The sequence below is a fragment of the Rhizobium sp. Rhizsp42 genome (assembly GCF_047304155.1).
Taxonomy (GTDB): domain Bacteria; phylum Pseudomonadota; class Alphaproteobacteria; order Rhizobiales; family Rhizobiaceae; genus Rhizobium.
In genome coordinates this window covers 12,329-32,357 of sequence record NZ_JBGLYS010000011.1, presented here as the reverse complement: position 1 = coordinate 32,357, position 20,029 = coordinate 12,329, and the positions used below count along the sequence as shown (strand labels likewise).

General features: G+C 56.7%; 11 protein-coding genes. 10 read left to right on the top strand and 1 reads right to left on the bottom strand.

Features of this window, described 5'->3' with window-relative positions; translation table 11 throughout:
• The 3 genes from ACCD05_RS12830 to ACCD05_RS12820 all read left to right on the top strand — a co-directional run bounded on the left by ACCD05_RS12830 (position 1) and on the right by ACCD05_RS12820 (position 2,129).
• On the top strand, positions 1-675 hold the full coding sequence (locus ACCD05_RS12830) for an HAD-IB family phosphatase (RefSeq protein WP_413393125.1): 675 nt from the start codon (positions 1-3) through the stop codon (positions 673-675).
• Positions 651-1,316, top strand: a complete 666-nt coding sequence (locus tag ACCD05_RS12825) for an NTP transferase domain-containing protein (protein ID WP_081619898.1) — start codon at positions 651-653, stop codon at positions 1,314-1,316. Before ACCD05_RS12830 ends, ACCD05_RS12825 begins: the two co-directional genes overlap by 25 nt.
• 78 nt (positions 1,317-1,394) lie before the next feature.
• Positions 1,395-2,129: a methyltransferase gene (locus ACCD05_RS12820; protein WP_413393123.1), complete on the top strand. Its 735-nt coding sequence runs from the start codon at positions 1,395-1,397 to the stop codon at positions 2,127-2,129.
• A gap of 406 nt (positions 2,130-2,535) precedes the next feature.
• On the opposite strand, the gene ACCD05_RS12815 is transcribed toward ACCD05_RS12820, so the two are convergent.
• The gene (locus ACCD05_RS12815) at positions 2,536-3,405 is read right to left on the bottom strand and encodes an SDH family Clp fold serine proteinase (RefSeq protein ID WP_413393121.1); all 870 of its coding nucleotides are present in this window, start codon (positions 3,403-3,405) and stop codon (positions 2,536-2,538) included.
• 753 nt (positions 3,406-4,158) lie between these two features.
• Here ACCD05_RS12815 and ACCD05_RS12810 point away from each other — a divergent pair.
• The 7 genes from ACCD05_RS12810 to ACCD05_RS12780 all read left to right on the top strand — a co-directional run bounded on the left by ACCD05_RS12810 (position 4,159) and on the right by ACCD05_RS12780 (position 19,974).
• Positions 4,159-7,554, top strand: a complete 3,396-nt coding sequence (locus tag ACCD05_RS12810; protein ID WP_413393119.1) for a TM0106 family RecB-like putative nuclease — start codon at positions 4,159-4,161, stop codon at positions 7,552-7,554.
• Positions 7,555-7,663: 109 nt separating this feature from the next.
• Positions 7,664-12,091 carry a sacsin N-terminal ATP-binding-like domain-containing protein gene (locus ACCD05_RS12805; RefSeq protein WP_413393116.1) on the top strand — a complete coding sequence of 1,476 codons (4,428 nt, stop codon included), beginning with the start codon at positions 7,664-7,666 and terminating at the stop codon, positions 12,089-12,091.
• A gap of 253 nt (positions 12,092-12,344) precedes the next feature.
• Positions 12,345-13,334, top strand: coding sequence for a hypothetical protein (locus ACCD05_RS12800; RefSeq protein WP_413393114.1), 990 nt, complete (start codon positions 12,345-12,347; stop codon positions 13,332-13,334).
• A 1-nt stretch (position 13,335) separates the two neighbouring features.
• Positions 13,336-14,001 carry a hypothetical protein gene (locus ACCD05_RS12795; RefSeq protein ID WP_413393112.1) on the top strand — a complete coding sequence of 222 codons (666 nt, stop codon included), beginning with the start codon at positions 13,336-13,338 and terminating at the stop codon, positions 13,999-14,001.
• Positions 14,002-14,067: 66 nt separating this feature from the next.
• The gene (locus ACCD05_RS12790) at positions 14,068-17,340 is read left to right on the top strand and encodes a helicase-related protein (RefSeq protein WP_413393110.1); all 3,273 of its coding nucleotides are present in this window, start codon (positions 14,068-14,070) and stop codon (positions 17,338-17,340) included.
• Positions 17,340-18,098, top strand: coding sequence for a DUF4391 domain-containing protein (locus tag ACCD05_RS12785; RefSeq protein ID WP_413393108.1), 759 nt, complete (start codon positions 17,340-17,342; stop codon positions 18,096-18,098). Before ACCD05_RS12790 ends, ACCD05_RS12785 begins: the two co-directional genes overlap by 1 nt.
• A 10-nt stretch (positions 18,099-18,108) precedes the next feature.
• Entirely contained in the window at positions 18,109-19,974 is a 1,866-nt protein-coding gene (locus ACCD05_RS12780; RefSeq protein ID WP_413393106.1) for a site-specific DNA-methyltransferase, read from the top strand.
• The last annotated feature ends 55 nt before the right edge of the window (positions 19,975-20,029 follow it).

Sequence of the window (20,029 nt, the reverse complement as noted above, 5' to 3'; positions counted from 1 at the left end):
ATGTACCGCGCGCAACAGCATGCGTTGACACCATCCGCCGCCAACGACACGGGCGCGCTTGCCGGCCACAAGCGTGGCACCGGCTTCGCCTTCGATCTCGATGGCACGATCACCCGCGCCGAACTGCTGCCGATGATCGCCTCCGAGCTTGGCCTCGAAGCCGAAATGCGGCTCCTGACGGAGCTCACCATGTCGGGCATGATCCCGTTCGAAGACTCTTTCCGGCTGCGCTTCGCCATCCTGCGCAGCGCCGGCCTCGATCGCATCCAGTCGATCGTCTCCGAGGTCGAGTTCGATCCCGATATCGAGCAGTTCATCCGCCAAAACCGTGATCGCTGCTTCGTCGTCACGGGCAATCTAGATCTCTGGATCGCGCCGCTGGTCGAGCGCCTCGGCTGCCGCTTTTACACCTCGACAGCCACGACCGACAAGGACGGCTGGATCACCGGCCTCGACACGGTCATGCGCAAGAACGTCGCCGGCCTTGAGCTGAAGGACGAGTTCGACCGCCTCGTTGCGATCGGCGATGGCTTCAACGACGTACCGCTCTTCGACGTCGCCGATATCGGCATCGCCTTCACCGGCCTGCATGGCGCGCCCGACGCGCTGGTCTCCGTGTCCAACTATGTCGCTCTCGATGGGAAGTCGCTATGCCGTCTGTTAAACACGCTGTAATCGCGGCGGCCGGCCTCGGCTCGCGTCTGGGCCACGGCAAGCCGAAGTGCCTGGTCGAGATCGAAGGCGTCAAGATCATCAAGCATCTGCTGTCGCTGCTGAAGGATGTCGAGGATGTTCGCGTCATCGTCGGCTTCGAGGAAAAGGCCGTCATCGCGGCGATCCGCGCCATCCGCCCGGATGTGCTCGTCGTGCGCAATCCCGGCTTCCGCAGCACGACGACGCTGCACAGCTACGAGCTCGGCGGCCGCTACATCAAGGGCGATTGCCTGTTCATGGATGGCGACATGCTGGTCGAGCCGGAAAGCTTCGCAGCCTTCCTCGCCTCCTGCGAACCCGGCGTGGCCCAGCTCGGCATCACCAAGACCAAGACCCGCGACGCCGTGTTTCTGACGCGCGAGGACGGCCTTGCCGTAAGCTTTCGTCGTGACGATCCGACCGAATATGAATGGGCCAACATCGCCTGGCTGCCGGTCGATTACTTCGCCGACATCGGCAACACGGCGGTCTACGAACACCTCAGGCAGTTCCTGCCGATCCGCACACACGAAGTGATCGCCTACGAGATCGACAGCGAGCAGGACCTGGCGCTGGCGCGCGACAATCTCCACTACTTCAATCTGCAGGCGCTGGCCGGCTGAAGCATGTCACGCAAGCGTGCGCAGCGATCTTGCGGCGCCGACATGCTTCAAGCGAACAGTCACGAAACGGAACCGAGCATGAGCCGCATATACAAGGACCAGGAAAGCATCGACGCCTTGAAGGTCCGCGATTTCTTCAATGGTCGTGCCAAAAAGGAAGGCAATGCCGTCAACGCCGTGATGCTGCAATCCGAGGGCTCGACGATCGCGGTTGACCGCGACATCCACGAGAAGACGCATCTGCTGCCGCGCCTCGAACGCCCCTCGAAGATCCTCGAACTCGGCTGCGGCGCCGGCCGCCTCGCCACCTTCTACAACAACAACGGCAACCAGTATCTCGGCTTCGATTTCTCCGAAGAACTGATCGCCCGCGCCAAGGCCGAGATCGGCGACGACGAAAACGTCCAGTTCCAGGTCGTCGAGGTCCCCCGGATAGCCGTCGAAGACTTCAAGCTGCAACCGCCCTTCGATTTCTTTCTGATCACCGGCCTCTTCATTTATCTGAACGACGAAGCCGTGCGCGACACCTTCAAAATGATCGCCAAGCTCGCCGCCCCGAACGCCACGATCTACTTCCGCGAATCCCTCTCCGAACTCGACGTCCGCCTGACGTTGAAGGAGCATTTCTCCGAAGAACTCGACGAAGTCTACAACGCCATCTACCGTACGACGGCGGAACTGAGCGAGGTGATGACCGACACGCTTGTGAAGGCGGGCTTCGTGTTCGAGGTCTGTGGGGAGTATGCGTTCCCGCCGGCGCTGCGGAACAGGGCTGAGACGGCGCAGCGGTATTTTACGTTGCGGCGGGGGTGAGGGGCGTGTTCTAGCTTACCGGCACGGTTTCTAGAATGAACTTAAACCGCCACCCGTGGGTACATATTCATGTCCGCATCGGCGTTTACGCACTTAGCTGCGTTGCGAATATCGCAAACTCATTAGCCTAGTCGATGGGCCAAAGAAAAGGCCACCCTCAGGTGGCCTAAATTCATCGAATTGGCGTCCGGGCAAACGATGGTCGCGCTATTGGCCTGAAAGTCAAAGTTCGATCGATCCCTTGGCTGTATCGGTCAGTTACAAAGACACCTACGCCCGTTGGATCCTGTTGCGATTTGATTTTTTCCACAATGTCCAGCTGGTCGCGAAACTCTTGAGATGTGTTTTGCGGGTACTTTTGAAGACCCTCGATAGTTGCGGAAACCGACATGAAGCCCTCCTACGGCTATGCAACCTGACTGCTATACAAGTATGCACGAATGTCCATGCGACTGATGTACTCACTGATTGTATCGTTATAACGGCGGATGGCGCTTTGAAGATCCAAATCCTGGCCGAAATCGTCAATCTCGAGCTTACATACGTCTTTGAGTGTTCGCATGCCTATCATCCGCCCATGCGAATGCCAATGCGTATTATCAGATAGCAACGTTGCGATTTCGTTAGCTCGCGCCTGCTTCTCGGTAGATGTTACGTTTGCCCCAACGTTGTGCGTTCGATGCTTCTTCCAGTCTTTGAATTTGTATTGCACCAGCCATTTTTCGAGAAGAGCGATGGATAGGTCGCGCGCCTGCTCATAAAATCGAAGCATTGCCAGATCTTGATTCATCAACCATTGAAACTCTGCAGGCGTGATCGTGTTATTCCTCGATTTCTCAATTAATTGATTTAGTTTATCAAGGTGACCGAGAGCGGGCACAAAAAATTTGCCTTCCCGATCCGGAACCTGCGGATCGATCGGGCCTAATGACGATGAGTAGTCCATATAAATCTTGTCGCCAGACATACAAAAGATCGTGCCGGCGGACATTGCCGCCACCGGGACGACAAAATAGACTAGCTGATAGTGGTGTCTAACAACCTCCACGAGTTTCTCAACGACCTCTGCCTGGCCTCCAGGCGTAGTCAAAAAAATCGCGATAGCTTCCTTCTTCTCGGTACGGGAGGCAAGCTTTTCAACAATTTCGCGAAACCAAGCAAAAATGTTCATCCGCATTTCGCTGCTTAGATAAAGGATGTCCGCATCAAGTTTAGTGCTAAGCTCCGCCTCTGCGTCTTTCACGACCTGAAATATGATATCGTCATATACCGCCATTTATGTTGTACCTTGACTGTCGAGTTTCGTTGCGCAGAAAATATCGGGTCAATTGGTGCTGATTGTTTTACTTTTAGATAGTTGCACGAAGCTGACGTGATTCTACTAGCGGTAAATTTCTGAATATGTTCTGCCTCGCCGCAAAATCAGTTATCCGGCCGGTTTGATCCGTGGTCGTACTTATTGCCTGGTTGCAATTTGGGGGGGCTGTATACCCCACTTTCGAACAGGGTTGGTTTAGTGGGAGTGCGTGAAGCTATTAAATTCGAGTTAGCGTCCTTCCGAACGCGCGATTCGGAAAGTAGAGGCGCTAAAAATAGGTTATTGATGCATTTGAAAATTTGGCTGGGGAACCTGGATTCTCACGTGATTTCAGGGGCTTAGAAGAAGAGCCTTGAAATTCCCTCTGTTTTCCCATCGCGAGCGACCGTGGATGCCACCTTTGTGCCCTGGCTTTGGGCATCAGTCAACACGGGTCTGAAGCGGAAATAATTTCCGCTTTTAGGCTGAAGTTTACGCTCCCGCGGTCATCGCGGGGATGGCCGCTTCGCGCCTTAGGCATTCCTGTCATCCACAATGGCGGTGGCCATTCCCATAACCCGCCCTCTCCCTAGCCAGTTCTTGAATTGGAGGCGGCCTGCCGCCTATGGCTAGCACCCGTATGCTGGGTGTCAGTTCTCGGAGCCTACAAAGATGTCTAGCGCTCTGGAACAAGCAATAGCGCGTGTAAACCATTTGAGCTAAAACTATTTGATGCAGCTTCGCAAAGACTCACTCCTGCTCAGCGCGTCCGATTTGGTCGGGCACCTAAACTGCCGCCATCTGACCGGCCTGGACATCGAAGTTGCGCGCGGCACGCTTCCCAAGCCCACCTTCTGGGACCCGCTGTTGCAGATCCTCTGGGAGCGCGGCGCACGCCACGAACAGGGATATGTCGAGCACCTGAAGGCGCAAGGGTTCGACGTCACCGTTATTGACGGCGTCGGGGTTGATGACGATTCTGTCGCAAAGACTCGCACGGCGATGATCGAAGGCCATCCCATCATTGTGCAGGGTGCGTTTCGTCTTAACGCCTGGGTCGGCCGCACTGATATCCTTCGCCGCATCGATACACCAAGCGATCTTGGCGCATGGTCTTACGAAGTGATCGACACCAAGCTCGCCCGCGAGACCAAGGGCGGCACCGTCCTGCAACTCTGTCTTTATGCCGAACTCGTGGCCTCGGTGCAGGGCCTGACGCCTGCATATTCATATGTCGTCGCCCCCTGGTCCGACTACGAGCAGCAGATCTTCCGAATGGACGACTTTGCGGCCTATTATAGGCGGGTGCGGGATGGGCTCGCGCGCGCGATCGGCGAGCAGGGCGGGCCGGCGATCTATCCCGACCCGAAAACGCATTGCGATATCTGCCGCTGGCACGATCGTTGCGATAAGCGGCGGCGCGCGGACGATCATCTCTCTCTGGTCGCTGGTATCAGCAAAGTCCAGATTGACGAACTCAAGCGCCAGGGCATAGAGACTGCGGCAAATCTCGCGGCCATGCCGTTGCCGCTTGCTTGGAAACCCGTCCGCGGTGCGGCCTATTCCTATGAGCGCATTCGCGAACAGGCGCGCATCCAGGTCGAAGGCCGCGCTGCAGCCGGCACGCTTTACGAATTGCTGCCGGTGGTACCAGGGTTTGGTCTTGCAGGCCTGCCGACCCCGTCCTCCGGCGATATCTTCTTCGACCTCGAAGGCGATCCCTTCGCAGGTGAAGGCGGGCTCGAATATCTTTTCGGCTACAGCTTTGCCGCCACGGATGGCACCGCCAGCTACACCTGCGACTGGGCTTTTTCCCGCGAGGACGAGAAGGCGAATTTCGAGCGCTTTATCGACTTTGTCATGGCGCGTCTCGAACAGCACCCCGATCTGCACATTTACCACTTCGCGCCCTACGAGCCGGCGGCGCTCAAGCGGTTGATGGGCCGCTACGCGAGCCGCGAGGAAGAGATCGACTTCCTGCTGCGCTCCAAGCGCTTCGTCGATCTGTACGGCGTTGTCCGGAACGCCTTGCGGGCGAGCGTCGAGAGCTATTCCATCAAAAAACTTGAACCTCTATACGGGTTCACGCGCGACACGAACCTGTCCGACGCAAACATGGCGCTCGCAAAGGTGCAGGCCTGCCTGGAGCTTGGCGATCTGGAATTCATCGATGACGCCGACCGCACGGTAGTCGCCGGCTATAACAGGGACGACTGCGTTTCGACCTGGCAATTGCGCGACTGGCTTGAGACCCGCCGCGATGCACTGGTCGCAGCAGGCACTGATGTGCCGCGCCCGAAGGCACCGGAAGGCGCGCCGAGTGAGAAGCTCAGCGAGTGGCAGGAGAAGATCAATGCGCTCATCGACCAGCTAACCGGCGACGTGCCGCTCGATCCAGCGGACCGGACACCGGAGCAGCACGCGCGCTGGCTGCTTGCCTATTCGCTAGACTGGCATCGGCGGGAGCAGAAGGCGCTGTGGTGGGAGTATTTCCGGCTATCCGATCTCGCGGCGGAGGACCTGCTCGAAGAGCGGGCGGGCCTGTCCGGCCTTTCCTTCATCGGCGCAACCGGCGGCACCGCCAAGGCGCCGATCCACCGCTACAGCTTCCCGCCGCAGGAGACGGAACTGCGCGGCGGCGAAAGCCTGCGGAACATGAGCGGTGCCCATTTCGGCACGGTCGAGGAGATGGCGCTGGAGGAACGTTGGGTCGATATCAAAAAGCGGGGCGACACAGCCGATGTCCACAGCGAGGCCGTTTTCGCTCACAAGGTGATTGATGCCGACGTGCTTGCGAAGGCGCTCGTTCGCATCGGTGAACATGTCGCCGCGAACGGCATGGAGGGCGATGGCCGATACAGGGCGGCCCGCGATCTTCTCATGCGGATGCCGCCGCGGCTCGACGGGGAGCCGATCCGGCAGGACGGCGAACCCACGCTCGATGCCGCGCTGCGCATCGCAGCGCATTTGCAGCCGGGCGTGTTTCCCATTCAAGGGCCACCCGGTGCCGGCAAGACCCACACCGGCGCCCGCATGATCTGCGCCCTCGTTCAGGCTGGAAAGACCGTCGGAGTGACCGCCAACAGTCACAAGGTGATCCGCAATCTTCTGGATGCCGTCGTGACGGCGGCCGACGCGATGGGCGTAGATGTCCAGTGTATGCAGAAATCTGCCGAGAAAGAGGACGACGTCCACAGTTTGCGCTTCACGACCAAGGCATCTGAACTGCTCGGCGCTATCAGCCACGGCGTCCACGTCGGCGGCGGCACCGCGTGGCTCTGGGCGTCACCCGACGCCGCCGAAGCCGTCGATGTACTCTTTATCGATGAAGCGGCGCAGATGGCGCTTGCCAATGTGCTGGCCGTCTCTCAGGCGGCATCCACCATCGTGCTGCTCGGGGATCCGCAACAGCTTGACCAGCCCATGCAGGGTAGCCATCCAGAAGGCACCGACGTTTCATCGCTCCATCACATCCTCGGCGGTGATCAGACCATTGCCGACGACCGCGGGCTGTTTCTGGCCGAGACGTGGCGCCTTCACCCGGACATCTGCGCCTATACCTCTGAGCTGTTCTACGGCGGCCGTCTTCACCCACGGCCAGGGCTGGAAGTGCAGGAGATAAGGTCGGGCGGCCGTGTCAGCGGCGCGGGCCTGCGTTACGTACCCGTGCCGACCGAAGGCAACCAGAGTTCGTCGCCTGAGGAAGCTGACTGCGTCCGCGACTTGGTGGATGAGATCCTTGGTGCGGGGACGACATGGATCGACAAGCACGGGGTCGAAGCGCCCGTTACGCTCAACGAAATCCTCATCATCGCGCCGTACAATGCTCAAGTCATCGAGTTGCAGGACCGAATCCCCGGCGGCCGCATCGGCACAGTCGACAAATTCCAAGGTCAGGAAGCGCCGATCGTCATCTACTCGATGACGACGTCAAGCTATGCGGACGCGCCGCGGGGCATGGAGTTTCTCTACAGCCTCAACCGGCTCAACGTGGCCACCTCGCGAGCCAAATGCATCTGCGTGCTTGTCGCCTCGCCCTCCGTTTTCGAAGCGCAGTGCCGGACGCCGCGGCAGATGCAGCTTGCGAATGCCTTTTGCCGTTATCTGGAGCGAGCAAGCGTAGTCTGAGCGGCGCGGCTAGGACGCTTAAGAATGTTCGCAGCCTCACGTTCAACGTGCCGCGCCCTCGTGTATTTGGGTTGTATTGTCGTAAGTTTAATCCGACAGGGAGGTGCGCTTGTCAGTCGATAATTATGTAGCGGACGCTGTGCTGGGTGCAGAAGCGGCGCGGCTATTATGGGACGATGACCCGGACGCGAGGGCACTGATCGATCCACGGACGCCAGAATTTGCGCACGCGATGATCGATACATCAGTGGCGATCCTGCGAAGTTCGCGGGGCCTCATCAAACGCATGATCGATCGCGCGGCGGCGGGAGCCGAGGATCTTGCTGTCGAGCAGTTCCAGGGCATTGTCGAAGTCATACAAAACGCCGATGACGTACGGGCCACGGAAGTGCGATTTGCCCTCCGCGAGAGGGCCGATAAGAGGCAGTTGCTGATCGTTCACAACGGCCAGCCCGTGACATGCCACAACGTATTAGGTATGGCGCTGCCGTATCTCACAACCAAAACCGAGCGGGTGGATCAACGGGGCCGGTTCGGCATTGGGATGAAAACCCTCAAGCGGATCGCCGATGCTGTCTCAATCCATTCAGCACCGTATCATTTCTCGGGCGATCAACTGCGCTTTGATCGAATAGGTCCAGAGAACGCCATTCCCGGTTTCTATGATCCAGCTCGCGACACGATGCTGGTCGCGGACCTCAATGCGAGCTTCGATGAAGATAAACTCAAGGAATGGTTCGAAGCCTGGGATGCAGATAGCCTTCTTTTCCTTTCGTCGGTGTGCCGGTTTCGATGGTGCACGCTTGATGGGCAATCGATAGAGGAGCGCACCCTTGCGTTCTCGGCTTGGGAACCGGTGCAGTACACGGTCTCTCACCCGTCGATCGATCATTTGGTGCGCAGGCAGGTGAATGGTCCGGCTGATAGCTGGACAGTTTGGCGTGCCACGGTAGCTGTACCAGCTCACCTGCACCCTGCGCACAAGGCGCGAAGTGATTTCACGGACATTTCCGTCGCCATCGCGAAAGGCGACAGTGTGTCAGGACTGTTCATAGGCTTTCGCTCACAGGTGCCATTGTCAGTACCCTTCTCGATCGACGCACAATTCGATCCGAGCACTTCACGCGAAGCCATCATCGAAAATCCGTGGAATAACTGGCTCATCGACCGGGTCGGGGAGGTACTAGCCACAATTGCTGCCGAGCAACTGAGAACAAGCGCGATAAAAGGCTGGAGCTTGGTGCCTCTTGAATCTGAAACGGTCGGAAAGTCCGAAGACCGCTGGCTTTCTGGACGATTTGCCGGCGCGTTTTCTGGAACCCGAGATTGGTTGGCTACGCATGCCTCCATCACCATCCACGGGATGGCAGTGCCCCTAGAGCGAGTAGTCTACGAAGAGGAGTACTTCACCAATGTCTTGGGCGGACCGGACTTAGAGCAACTTGAGCCAGAATGCACGGCGCTTCCAACGGAGCACCGCGACGATATGGACCGCTGGCGAGAAGTCCTCAATGCTCTCAGCGTATCGCCTCTGATAGACGCGGGCATGTTGCTCGAGGCTCTTGAGAGCGGTCATTTCTCCGGTAAGGCCCCAGAATGGTATGTTGCAGTGGCTTCGCGCCTGGTGCAAAACCATCCTTATGACGAGCTGTTCGATACGCCGTTCTTGCTCACAGATGATTTGCGTATCGTCAGTTGCAGAGAAGCGGACGAGTCCCAGAAGCCGCTAGTCTATGACGCCGCACCCTCACCCTTTGCGATGCGTTGGCGGCTTTTGGATCGCTTACACCCGGCTTTCGGCCACAGCCAAGACGGCAAGGAGGTAATTGCCTGGCTTTCCGAGAATGCTGCCTTCACAAGCCATCTGGAGCCTGAGATCGAGCTTGCGGCATTTGCTGAGCATTTCGCTGGCAAGCGCATCGAGATCACAGACGAGGAGTTGCGCGAACTTCGTGAGAGTTTCGATGGCGTGTCCGACAGGAGAGCTGAACGGCTGGGGCCACTGGTCGGCGGCATTCTTCTCGTCGACGGACTGGTTTACAAAGGGGGAAAGCCAGCACGACAAAAAGTGGCCTTGGCGGATGCCTATCTTTCCAAGACCCTCGATGGTGAGAACTCCACCTGGCCAGATGCTGCCGGAACCACACCGGGAATACAGTGGATCGCTGCGAAGTACGAAGACGTGCTCAGAACAGGTGCTGGGCGGTGGGCAAAACGCAAGCGCGAAGACGGGTCGATATCTCGCGGACCTAGACGCTTTCTTACACTGCTGGGAGCGGAGACCTCACCACGAGTGGTGCAGACGGACGAGCGGGTACGCTGGGGTGGAGGCGCGCGGTATGCGGAGTTACGCGCCCGGAGCGCCGAACAGGTGAAGTATGATTACCTATCACCTGCTCTCAGCAGCGTCCTGAAAGCTCTAAGAAAGCTCAGCAAGCGGGATGCCCGGCAACGAAGCCCCGCTCTTCTTCGGACGCTCTCCAGAAACTGGGATCGCCTGTACGCACCGAGACAGCGCGTTCCGGCTGAGCATGTAGCCATCAAGTATATTCACAGCCGCGGTGAGGTGACTGCCGCATGGCTGAATGACCTTCGTGAAAACGAATGGGTAGCTGTCGGGCGTGGGGAACTGGTCGCTCCGGATGTAGCCGTACTAAAAACGCCGGAGACACAGGCGCTCTACCAAGTGTTTGCCTGTGACGTCGCTCTGGACGATGTGTCCGCGGACTGCGCCGCCGCGCTCAGGTTGATCGTGGACGTGCGGGTGGGCGATCTGGTCGAAAAGCTCGAAGAAATCCGCGACCAAGCTGGCCCTGTCGATGATCTTCAGATACTCCAGCTCTATCGCACCATCTCTAAAAGATGTCCTCGCGTAGCGGCATATAACGCCCTCGTCGGGGAAATGAGCGTACAGGAACTCAGACGCCGGTTCCTTGCAGGCGCAGGACTTGTCTATGTGAGCAATGGAACCTGGAAACGTCCCGATGAGGTCATGCGGGGCGTCGACATCTTCCATGACCGCCGGCTTTTTGTGCCGGGAGGCCCAGGCTGCGCCAGTCTCTGGGTCGTTCTAGGTGTGACGGAGCCAACCCTGGACGATTGCATCCAGTGTTGCCGCGAACTCGCTGCTGAAGAATACAGCCAGACCACCGACGCCGTTCTCATGGATGTGTACCGCTATATGGAACAGATCGTGGGGTCGGCAGAGCGCCGTCACCGCGACAAGCTACGCCAACTTCCATTGTACTGCGCAGACAAATGGGTGGCCACGCGGCCGGTGTTCTGGATCGAGAACGCGGAGCTTCGGCAAGAACTGGTGGCAAAACTTCCATCCTTGAACTGCTGGACGCCCCCTTGCGACGTTCAGGATTTTCCGGGTCTTTGCCAGACTATCGGTGTGGAGGCCATAGCGCTTACACTTAGCGTCGAGCAGGATATGCCGGAGGAAGAAGAGCGCGGCGAACAACTGCGCTTGCGATACGGGCACGCCGTCGACCATTTGTCATCGGAGTTGGCGCGCAGTGAACCGGCGCTACGTGATCGCATCAGCATAAGTTGGGATACGCTCAAAGCGATCCCGCTGTATGTGTCGGACGGTGCAATCCCTGTTCGGGCTAAGGCCGAATATCTGCCTCCTGCTGGGATCGTTGTCGGTCTGCGCGCGTACGTCGATAGTGCCTCCCGTAGGGTGTACATGCGGGATGACGACATAGGCGACCGTGAGTTTGGGGGGCGTGCAATAGCCTCTTTTTTCCCGCTGGATGTGCGCCGTCGTATCGGCGGAGAATGGGCGCTGGCCTGGCTCAAGAGCCGGGACACGGCCGCAGAGGTCATTCGCCTTGCCAGCGACGAGAGACGCACAGACGCCATGGCTGAAACGGCAGCAGCTATCAATGCTGCGCCGAAGAGCAAGATAAAGGTCACCCCGCCGAAAAGCCGCGAGACGAAGGTCGAGCCAAGAACGCTAAAGCAATCGGTGGGGCCCGTCGTTGGTGCCACCATCCAGCCTGGCACGCAAAGGGACGACACGAAGCAGACAGGCAAGAGGCCAAGTAGGGGCCTTCTATCGAATCCGCCCAAGCCCAGCGAAACCGCAACGAACGGCAAGGTATCTGCTCCTGCAGCCTACACGAATGCGGATCTGGAACAACGCGGGTGGGAGATACTCAAGCAAGCTCTGGAGACATCCCCGGACCAACGCCTAACGGATTTTCGTCTGCGACATGGTGTGGGTGCCGACGGGGTATTCGACTGGAAACGCTTCGTTGAGATGAAGGCGACCGCGCGCGCACCCCAAACGCAGATCGAACTTTCCAACAATGAGTTTGAGCGAGCAAAGCAACGCGGTAGCGACTTCATCTTGGCGCTCGTATCGGGTCTGGAGACCGGCCAGAAGGACGAGGTTCGGCTGATTTTCGATCCCGCGAACTGCGCCACTATGCGTCCAGCGAACGGTGTGAAGCTAGTTGGCCTTCTGGACGCACCTTCGGTCGTAATCCACTTTGAAGAGCCAAGCGAAGAGGCAGAGGTCGACTAGCGGTAATAATTTCCGGCTTTAAAACATAGGGCTTGCGGTGTCGCAGCGATAAGGCGAGCGGCAGCTTTGCGCCAAGGATGGAAACGCGATCCGGCGCAGTCCACGGCAAGCAGAGCTAGCTAAGTATCTGCATGGTTGTAGATAAAGCATGATCCAATGGAAAAATGCTGCCCAGACCCATTGTGACTTACGAGCACCAGTGCTTCGATATGCCAGCAAAGGAAAAATGCCACGCTTGTAGGAGAATAGATTTATGAAGCAGAACAGTGCCGTCTTCGCAAACTTCATTTGCAGGTTTGGCGACAAGGTGCTCTTGGACTACGCAAAGCAGATCGTACTTCCGGCATTTACGGACGATACCTTAATAAGATCATATGGTGAGACTCAGTACCACTTCTATGAAGTGAAGCTGGTCAATTTGGCCAAGCGCGGCGAGGAACCCATACTTGCCGTCGTCGGTCAGTTCATTAAGAACACGCTGCTCACAAGGGTGCAGGTCTTCGATGAAAGTAATGGGCTAATTCACGATGAACAAAGTATGAGGTCTGCGCCTTCCGCCTTTTTTGTTCTAATTCTGAATAACCATCGATTGATCTACATGCCAGAAACGCCCTACGCGCCAGATCTGGTAGCGTTCAGAGGGACTGCCTTAGCTTTCCTCCGCAGCAAATGGAACAAGCTGATTGATAACCTATTTGAGGCGTCAAAACGTAACAAGGAACCGATTACAAAAGTAGCTCTTCGGAAATTGCATCCCATTCCCACGCTGGAAGTTGTCCCTTTGACGGATCGGCGAAGCTTGGCAGAGTTCGTCAAGCGTTACGAAACCCTGCGCCGGATTGATTTCCGGTTAATCACGCCAAACGATGAAATCGATGCTTCTGATACGTTGGAGCGGGTAAGGAAGCTGGGGCTAGGGCTTGATGCAACCATCACAAGAGTCATCACTGAGAATAAGGATGGCCTGGACAAGGAGGCTTCCCTTGCTGCGGTAGAAGAGGCCACCGCAACAGGAAATCAGGAGGTGATTCTTCGCGGCGTCGACGAAGCTGGGAATTCTTTGAAGGTCGCGAATGACTCCTTCGAGCTTTCTGTGCCCATCGGAGAGATTCCCAATGGAACTGTAGCGAAAGCGAAGTTTTTATTCAAAAAATATATCGAACAGGTTGACCAACAGGAAATCAACGCGCCTGGGATGAACAATGCTATTGAGAAGATAAGGCAGTTAGTAGGGCTTTTCTAGGATGACCTGGCAACAGAGACTGAACCAGGAAAAAAGCCTCTTTCAAATCTATAAGATTGCGCGGGTGGTCGCGTTCTCAAAAGGGAACGTGATTGCGTCGGTAGGTGTCTTTGTCATTGCAGTGCTAATGCTCGGCATAAACGCATTTACCGGCATGGTAGTCGCCTCAATTCCGGCGCTTCAGAACGCAATAAATTCTGTGGCAGATACGGGATTTACGTTCACATCTACGATGCTTGGATTCCTGATCTCAGGATTTGCGATTTTTGCAAGCATATCTAAGCCAGATGTTCTAATAATACTTGCTAGAACGGATTACAAGAACCCGCGCATATCGGAACTTCAGTTTATATTTTTCAACTTTATATTGGTTTTCATCCACTACATTATTTTCTTGGGTGCGTGTGCGATTATCAAGATCCTTTCTGGTGATTCAGCCCCCCTGCCAAGGGGGTTGGACTTAGTGAGCGCATACAGCGAAGCAATTGGTTGCGCATTGACGTCAACGCTGTTGGCTGCGCTCTTGTCGTGGCTCGCGTTCGTGACTCTTTTGTTGAAGTCATTCATTTGGAATCTCTATCAATCTGTTCTCATCACGATCCAGATCGAAGATTTGTTGAAGCAGACGCACAGGACGGATGATAGTGACTGTGAACACAAGAAGTAGGTAGCCATCGGCAAACTGTACGCGCTCTGGCTGATCGCATACGCCATTCTAATAGAATGCTGACACATGAAAATTATCGACAACACTTCCCAGCTCCTCGGTGATGATCTGAAGGAAACGCTTAGCCGAGGCTCCCGCGTCAAGATCGCAGCGTCGTGCTTCTCGATCTATGCCTATGAGGCACTGAAGTCTGAGCTATCTAGGATAGAAAACCTGCAGTTTATTTTCACGGCGCCGACGTTCGTGCCCACGGAAGCAACCGATAAACTGCGGAAAGAAAAACGCGAGTTCTTCATTCCAAAAGCTGGGCGCGAAAGCAGTCTTTACGGGAGCGAATTCGAGATTAAGCTCCGGAACAAGCTGACTCAACGAGCGGTGGCGCGGGAATGCGCCGCGTGGATCCGAAAGAAGGCTCGGTTCAAATCCAACGCGACCCCGGCCGCTATGCAGCCGTTCGGTCATGTCGAAAGCAATGGCGCCGCAGTCGCCTACATGCCGATCAGCGGGTTCACGGCCGTCGATCTCGGCTATCAGAAGGGGAACGCTGTCTCGAACTTTGTGACGCGTATGGATGAGCCTGTCCACGCCAGTGTTTACCTCCAGCTATTCAACCAGATCTGGAGCGACGCGGACAAGCTCCGGGATGTGACCGACGCTGTGTGCGACCACATCGAGTCTGTCTACCAGGAGAACGCCCCTGAGCGCGTCTACTTCCTGATGCTTTACAACATCTTTCGGGAGTTCCTGGAGGATATCGATGAAGACGTTCTACCGAATGATCTCACCGGCTATAGAGACACCATCGTGTGGAACAAGCTGTTCAACTACCAGCGAGACGCCGCAACTGGGATCATCAACAAGCTCGAAACCTACAACGGCTGCATATTGGCGGACTCTGTCGGTCTGGGCAAAACCTTCACCGCACTGGCTGTCGTCAAATACTACGAGCTCCGAAACAAGTCCGTGCTGGTGCTCTGCCCGAAAAAGCTGGCTGATAACTGGCGAAACTACAACACCAATCTTACCACGAACATCTTCGCCAAGGACCGCTTCAACTATGACGTCCTCTGTCACACAGATCTGTCGCGCACATCGGGCGAATCCTTCGGCATTCCGCTGAACCGGGTGAACTGGGGTAACTACGATCTCGTGGTGATCGACGAGTCCCATAACTTCCGGAACAATGACGTCTACAAGGACCGGGAGACGCGGTACCAGAAGCTGATGAACAAGGTCGTCCGCGCCGGGGTCAAGACCAAGGTTCTGATGCTGTCCGCGACGCCGGTCAACAACCGATTCAACGATCTACGCAATCAGCTCGCCCTTGCCTATGAGGGGCAGTCAGATGCGCTTAGCAGAAGCTTGAAGTCCCAGACCAGCATCGAAGAGATCTTTCGCCGTGCACAGAAGGCGTTCAATGAATGGTCCGCCCTGCCGCCCAATGAGCGGACAGCGGCGTCAATCCTGCGCACCCTCGATTTCGATTTTTTCGAGCTGCTGGACGCTGTGACGATCGCAAGGTCGCGCAAGCACATCGAGACTTTCTACGATACCAAGGACATCGGCAAATTCCCCGAGCGACGCAAACCTCTCTCATTCCATCGGCCGATTACAGAGCGTCCCGATGTGATGGGCCTGAACGAGATCTTTGAGCAACTGTCTCTGTTGAAGCTCGCGGTCTATGCGCCGATCAGTTACATTCTGTCCAGCCGCTTGGCAAAGTACGAGGCAATCTACGACACGCAGGTTGAGGGCGGGCGAGGCAAGCTGCGGCAGGCCGATCGTGAAAGAAGCCTTCAGGCCCTGATGACCACCAACTTGCTGAAGCGCTTGGAAAGCTCGGTTGAAGCCTTCCGCCTCACGCTTCGAGCTCTGGGCGACAATATCACGCGGGCAGTCGACGCCATCGCGGAATATGAGCGGACTGGGCGTAGCGGCAGTATCACCGATCATCTCGAGGATATGAGTGATTTAGATCCGGAGGATGAGGACCTCTCAGGGCTCGATGAGTTCACCGTTGGCAAGAAGGTTCAGATCAGTCTTGCCGACATGGACCTCCCTTCTTGGAAACATGACCTCTCGGCCGATCGAACCTTGATCGATGCGCTGATTGCTTCGATGGACAAGGTGACACCTGCGGATGATGCCAAACTGCAGCATCTGGTTGGGCTGCTGAAGCAGAAAGTTGCGGAACCTTTGAATCCGGGTAACAGCAAGGTCATCGTGTTCACTGCTTTCGCCGATACGGCCGATTATCTCTTCAAGAACCTTGCTCCCGTCGCGCAGGGTCTAGGGCTTCAAGTCGGGGAGGTGACAGGCTCCGGCTCGCCGAAGACGACCCTCAAGAAATCCTACGACTTCCAGAGCGTCCTCACCCTCTTCTCGCCACGCTCGAAAGAAAAGTCTGTCGTCCTGCCGGACGAGACGGCAGAGTTGGACATCCTGATCGGTACCGACTGCATTTCCGAGGGCCAGAACCTGCAGGACTGCGACTTCCTGGTAAACTACGACATCCATTGGAACCCGGTCCGGATCATCCAGCGGTTTGGCCGTATTGATCGTATCGGTTCGCCCAACGACCGGATCCAGCTCGTCAACTACTGGCCGGACATAACACTCGACGAATACATCAACCTGAAGGAACGCGTCGAGAACCGGATGGTGATCGCCGATGTGACCGCGACGGGCGACGACAACGTCCTGACCGCGAAGTCGAGCGATATCGCCTATCGCAAGGAGCAACTGAAGCGGTTGCAGGACGAGGTCATCGAGCTGGAGGACGTGAAGGCCGGCATCTCGATCACAGATCTTGGGCTGAACGACTTCAGGATGGACCTCCTGAACTACGTCAAGGATCATGGCGACCTCGAAAGCATGCCTTATGGCATGCATGCCGTCGTGCCGGCCGCCCCGGAACTGGGGCTGCGTCCTGGCATGATCTTCGCGCTGAAGAACATTCACGACAGCGTCAATATCAACCAGCAGAACCGCCTGCATCCCTTCTACCTCGTGTACATCGATGACCACGGTGAGATCGTTGCGGATCATACGGAGGTGAAACGGTTGCTCGATCTGATCCGCACGAGCTGCAAGGGGCGGTCGGAACCGGTCCCGGATGTCTGCCGGCTGTTCAATGAACGGACGGATGATGGGCGACAGATGGGGCGCTATTCTGATCTGCTCAGTCAAGCCATCAGGTCGATGATCGAGGTGAAGGAAGAGAAGGACATCGATAGCCTGTTCAACGGCGGGCGCACGACCGCATTGACGCATACGATCCAGGGACTTGATGATTTCGAACTCATCGCCTTCCTGCGGGTCGAAGAGGCGGAAGCCTGATGCTCTACGACTGGCCGCGGGCGACATCCTTCGGGCGTGTGATCCCTAAGAGCAAGATCTATGAACACGCGGGCGCCGACACAGCGCTCAAAGATCTGTTCGTGCGCGAGGTCGACCAGATCGTCTGGGCGCACAAGCTGGCGCCAGAAACTATCAACCTGCCAGCCTCGAAGTCCGTCAGCGAGATCCAGGTCTTTCGGGTCAGTCAGCGGGAGAGCAGTCTCGATCTGGGCGCCCTGCGCGCGATTGATCGCGCCATCCCTTTCCCCTTGCTGTTCGAGCTGACCCATAACGGCAGGATCAAATTCGCGGCGGCTTACAAGCGGCCGAACGAGGCGGACAGCTCCAGATGGGTCCTTGGTGATTACTTCGAGGGCGAATGGCGGCCAGAGGAGACGCCGCGCGTGCCGCTCCCGGTGGCGCTGAACATGGGCGCGCTCTATGAACTGCTGCTCAGCCCACTGGTCGAACAACAGGCGGCCAAGCTGCTTTCCAGACCTACAGCGGGGCTCGCAGAAGACCCGCAAGTGCCCTTTGGTCCGGTGTTTTCGGACGAACCGATGTCGCTCGAAGCAAGGATCGCCCATGCTGAGGCGGTGAAGGCGAAGACGCGCGAGATCGACCGGATCAAGACGCGCTTGGCCCGCGAGAAACAATTCAATAAACGTGTCGCCATAAATGCGGAGCTGCGCACCGCCAAGCAGGAGCTGGAGCGGCTGGTAGGCGGGCGTGCGGACAGCGCACCGAGCACGGAATAAGAGGAAGAGCATGGACAAGCTAAAGATGCACAGCCCCGATCTGACCCAGGAGAACATCGCCCGGATCCGCGACCTGTTTCCCGGTTGCGTGACCGAGGCGCGTGATGAGGTGACCGGTAATATCCGTCTGGCTGTGGACTTCGATCAGCTTCGTCAGGAATTGAGCGACAGTATCGTGGAGGGGCCGCAGGAGCGGTATCGGCTGGACTGGCCGGGCAAGAGGGAAGCGGTGTTGGCCGCCAATGTGCCAATTGCCAAGACATTGCGGCCTGTCCGAGAGCAGAGCATTGACTTTGATGCGTCCAACAACCTTCTTATCGAAGGCGACAACCTTGAGGTTCTAAAGGTACTTCAAGATTCGCTTCTGGGCCGAGTGAAATTGATCTACATCGACCCGCCCTATAACACCGGCAGAGATTTCATTTACGACGATGACTACTCGCGGGGCACAGGCGATTACCTGAAGCTGTCTCGTCAGTCGGATGATGAGGGTAGGCGGCTCGTGGCCAATACCGAGGCAAACGGTCGCTTTCATTCGGATTGGCTCTCCATGCTGTATCCTAGATTGCGCTTGGCCAAGAACCTTCTCGCAGACGACGGCGTCGTCTTTGTCTCGATCGACGATAACGAGGTCGATAGCCTGAGAAAGATGGGAAGCGAGATTTTTGGCGACTCGAATTTTGTTGCTACGATTGTCTGGCAGAAGGTTTATGCGCCGAAGAACTCCGCGAAGTGGTTTTCAGAAGATCACGATTTCATTGTGGTATTCGCGAAAAACAAGGATGTTTGGCTCCCTAATCCTCTCCCTCGCACAGACGAGATGGAGGCGCGCTATAAGAACTTGGACAACGACCCTCGCGGGCCGTGGAAGGCCGAGAACATGACCGCGCGTAACCCGTACGACGCGGGCGTCTACGCCATTACAACACCATCGGGCCGGGTGATTTCCGGGCCGCCAACTGGAACCTACTGGCGCATCAGCAAGGATAAATTCTTGGAGCTCGATGCAGATAATCGAATCTGGTGGGGAAAAGATGGAACAAACTCCCCCGCAGTGAAAAAATTCCTTTCTGAGGTGTCGTCTGGGCGAACACCTCAAACCCTCTGGTTCTATAATGACGTCGGTCACACGCAAGATGCGAAAAAAACACTTCTTAAATACGTTCCCTTCGAGCATACCGAAAATGTCTTGAACTCGGTGAAACCCGTGGAGTTGCTTCAGCGCATCGTTCAACTGGCCACTAAGCCCGAAGAGGACGCTATCGTATTGGATTTCTTCTCCGGCAGCGCGCCCACAGCTCATGCAGTCCTGCTGCAAAACCGCATGGATGGCGGGAATCGGCGCTTTATTGGTGTTCAGATTGCTGAACCTCTGCCGATCCACGAGCCGAAGATGAGGACTATCTTTGATATGGGACGGCTTCGCCTAACCAAAGTTATTGAGGAATTCAATGCTGAGGGAGACGAAGTCATGGGCTTCCGAGTGTTAAAACTTGACACCTCAAACCTGAAGAACGTGTACTACCGTCCCGACGAGCTGAAGCAGGGCGACCTGCTGGATATGGTCGACAACGTCAAGGAAGACCGCACGGCTGAGGATCTGTTGTTCCAGGTGCTGGTCGATTGGGGCGTTGACCTGACCCTACCGATCCGCCGCGAGACGGTGCAGGGCAAGAGCGTGTTCTTTGTGGACGATAACGCCCTCGTCGCCTGCTTCGACAAAGGTGTGACCGAAGACCTGGTGAAGGAACTGGCAAAGCGCGAGCCACTGCGCGTCGTCTTCCGCGACAACGGCTTCGTGTCCGATGCGGTCAAGATCAATGTTGAGCAGATTTTCCGCCAGCTTTCCCCGACCACCGATGTCAAGTCGATCTGAGCGTCGGAAATAATTTCCGAGAGGCTGCACATGATCCACCGAAGATTGACGATGA